3 protein-coding genes are annotated in these 3389 nt (G+C 58.3%); all 3 read right to left on the reverse strand.

Features of this window, described 5'->3' with window-relative positions; translation table 11 throughout:
- Positions 1–248, reverse strand: a 248-nt coding sequence (locus tag H5U38_02005) for a hypothetical protein (protein MBC7185786.1), incomplete at its 3' end; no start/stop codon positions are given.
- Between the two features lie 96 nt (positions 249–344).
- Positions 345–1298: a PorV/PorQ family protein gene (locus H5U38_02010; GenBank protein ID MBC7185787.1), complete on the reverse strand. Its 954-nt coding sequence runs from the start codon at positions 1296–1298 to the stop codon at positions 345–347.
- 8 nt (positions 1299–1306) lie between these two features.
- Complete coding sequence (locus H5U38_02015) at positions 1307–3337, reverse strand: T9SS type A sorting domain-containing protein (protein ID MBC7185788.1); 2031 nt, start codon at positions 3335–3337, stop codon at positions 1307–1309.
- Between the last annotated feature and the right edge of the window lie 52 nt (positions 3338–3389).

Below are 3389 nucleotides of genomic sequence, written 5' to 3' on the forward strand. Positions count from 1 at the left end.
TGGTTGACGTGTTGCGCCTTGGCGCCCGGGAGGAAGTCGATGTACGTCTTTTCCCAGTAGTCCCATTGCCATTCGTCCAAGACGTCCCGCTGCCGCAACCACAGATAGTCGTAGCCTGCGCCCAGCTTGACGTACAAGCCTCCCCGCAGCCGGAAGAGCATTTGCAGGTCGCTCCCAATACCGATCGCACGCTCCACGCGGTAAGCTTCAGTCTGGCCGTGCACCGAGCCAGCGATGCGCAGGCTCACGTTCCCCTCCTGGGCCATGGCCCAGGACGCACCCCACAAGGCTGCGAGGCCCCAGCACAAAAGAGCAGGCTTATTGGTACACCAAGGGCCCATCGCTTAGAACTCCACCGCTACCGAATAGAGGAGCGCTGCATTCAGACTCGCATGTTCCATCCACCCCACATCTAACCTCACGCAAGTACCAAAGAGCTTGTGACGCAAACCGCCTCCGAGGCAAAGTCCCTCATCCGCATAGCCGAACTTGTATCCGGCGCGGACGATCCCAATACCGCCAAGCACCGCCTCCATCCCCAGGTGGAGTCGCTCGCTGGCATCGTTCGGGTGCACTGCCTCAACCACACCCGTCAAATAGTTCTCCCGCGCTGACGACCCCACGAGCTCTGCAGCCACCCCCATTCGCAGCATCTGCGGCATTTTGAACTTCTCTTCGGCGTATTTGCTGTCCAGACCAAAATTGTGCAAAGAGGCGCCGATGCGCAGGGTGCGAAAGCCGGTGTCGTACAAGAACCCGAGATCAGTCACCACGTTGCCGGCGCTGTACACATCGATCGTCTCGCGCACGTACTTCACGGTGCAGCCAAAGCTAAACTTGTCCGTGAGGGATCGAGCGTAACTGAGTCCCAGCGCATAGGCACCTGCCGAGTAGGTGCCTAAGCTGATGTAGGAGCCGACCCGGTCAGCGGTGGGGTTAGTGGTGCGTTCCATTGAGCCGAAATCGAAATAGCGCGCGTGCACACCGACGGTGCCAAACTTCCCCTGGGCCCAGGTCAGTGCCGCTGCTCGGAGAGCTGTTCCCACGTACCAAGAAGTATGAGCCACGTAGATCCCCCAACGCGTAGGCTGCGAGGCAATAGCAGCTGGATTGCAATAGACTCCCTCAGCACCAGCATCTAAAAGGGTCGTCCCCGCCTCACCAAGTGCCAACACCCTGGCAGACACCGGGATTTCCAAAAAGGTGAAGCCCGTGGTGCCAATCTTTTCGAACTCCTGGGCACTTGCACCCGCACCCCAGAACAGCCAGACAAAGAGTATCCACTTTGCACCACGCATGGGAAGCCTCAATTGATAATGGCAAACTTGCCCAACTTGACTTCACCCTGCTGGTTGGTCACCTGGAAAAAGTACATCCCACTCTTCACATATTGGCCATAGTCGCTGATCTGGTTCCAGAAGGCCACTCCCGACGAGGGATCACGATGATGGATGGTCTTGACCAAATCACCGCGCACGGTGTAAATACGAATGGTGCATTCCTCCGAGAGGTTCACAAACTGGATCAGCTTCACGTCCCCGGCAAGCTCAAATCCAGAGCTGCGATAGAATGGATTGGGAACCACCGTCACCTCGTCCAGTTTTTTTTCTGTGGGGCGAAGCGTGGTGTAGAATGGTTGACGCATGCGATTGGCGAAGATGGACGACTCCAGCGGCGGCACTTCATAGCTGGGGTCCACGGCCCACGCCGGCCAGCCGTGGTCATAGCTCGTCACCGAGTAGTAGAAAGCGTAACCCAGCGCCACCTCAGAGTCTACGTAAATGTAGCGCTGCGAATCCGCATCGAAAAACCGTGGATCCCCAACCGGGATATCCACCAACATCTTCCATGGCCCAAAGGGGAATTGGCCCGAGCGATAGATGCGGTACCCAGCCACATCGGGCACCCCGTGATGCGGATCAGGGACTGACTCCACCTCGGTGCTGAAAGAGATCACGTTGCCTACGCGACCGCCCTCCGGAACAGGATAGACCACAAAGCGCGGCGCAGGCGGAGGCATGGGCACCGTGTACTGATGCTCATAAGCGAAGCTCACTCGTTGCTCCAGATAGGTGACCGCCGAATCCCCGGCGGCGCGCAACTCAGCTGTGGTCAGCAGGGGGTTATCGGCCTTCTCGTAGGGCAGACCCCCTACGAACTCGGCCACCACAACCTTCACAGAATCGCCCCTCGCCAAGTTGTAGGGGCCCAAAGAAAAGTTGGCATAGAGCCTGTTCTGCCCCATGCGCGGGTCGGTGGGATCAGCGAACGCTTCCGACAGCAGAAGCGGGTTGGCCATGGCGGCGTACTTGCTGGTAAGGCCAGCAACGCCGAGAAAGGGTCCGGAGTGGTCATTCGTGGGTGGAGCAGCAGACCAAGCAAAGCCGTTGATGCGATTGGCCTGCCCGCTGGTATCAGGAGATACATACAGGAACTTGATCCCGACACAACCCGGGGCAAGAAAACGTGAGCGGACCACCGCGCGGCCTTGAACCGGATCATAGACACGTTCCTGAAAGAAATCGAAGGATTCGTCATTGCCGGGTGTGAGGGCAAAGTCCCCAGCCCAAGCCGTCAGCAGCCGACGCTCTGGGTCCCACTCGCTGTGGGTGTTGCGCGCCCCCTCTGGGAAGTTCGGGAACACCAATGACCACCCGCGGTGATTGGGCGAAAGGGCATAGGTAAAAAGCAAATAGACCCCATTCAAAGACTTGCGTCGTTGCGTGTTCTTGACCACATACTCGATGATCACATAGTCTTCATCAGCACGAGAACCTGACCACTGCCGCACCGTACGCCTGACCAGCACTGGCATGTTCTGGTTGTCCCATGGTTGGTACCAGGCGCCGTTCATCTCCCACTGGGTATCGATGACCTCCTCTGCCTCGAAGGGGTCCCGCAGCAACCAATAGTTGCCGTCCTGCCACCGCCTGCGGTGAACAGGCTTGCCCTTGCTGTCCTTGCTTATCAGATAGCGGAACTGGTCACCTTCGATACCCACATCCGTGCCGTGAGTAGCAAAGTTGTCCCACCCCCATACGGTGCCCGTATCCGTCTTCGCCGTCAGAAAGAAGCCACCGGCCAGAAGGTACGTGTGATGGCCGCCGATGTTCTGCTTGATCTCCTCGCTGGCAAAGCCCGGCCAGTCCAGACCATAGGTTTTTCTGCTCCAGTCCGCCATCGGCTCACACTCTTGCGACAGGTAGAAGGAATGCCAGAGTCGCCCGCGCGTCAGCTCGATCGTATAAGGATTCCCCTGAGCATGGGCCGGAACGTTCCGAGCCACCAAACCTGCAGCAAGAAGAATGAGAGCCCGGAGTGCGAGACTTCGCACCATTTTCACTTTTCCTCTCAACACCGCTCTACGACGTCCCTCCAGCTCAGAACCT

It is taken from the genome of Calditrichota bacterium (assembly GCA_014359355.1).
Taxonomy (GTDB): Bacteria; Zhuqueibacterota; Zhuqueibacteria; order JANLFK01; family Oleimicrobiaceae; genus Oleimicrobium.

Excerpts from the sequence above, each read along its gene's own strand:
- H5U38_02010 (MBC7185787.1), bottom strand. The coding sequence starts at position 1,298 with ATGCGTGGTGCAAAGTGGATACTCTTTGTCTGGCTGTTCTGGGGTGCG.
- H5U38_02015 (MBC7185788.1), bottom strand. The coding sequence starts at position 3,337 with ATGGTGCGAAGTCTCGCACTCCGGGCTCTCATTCTTCTTGCTGCAGGT.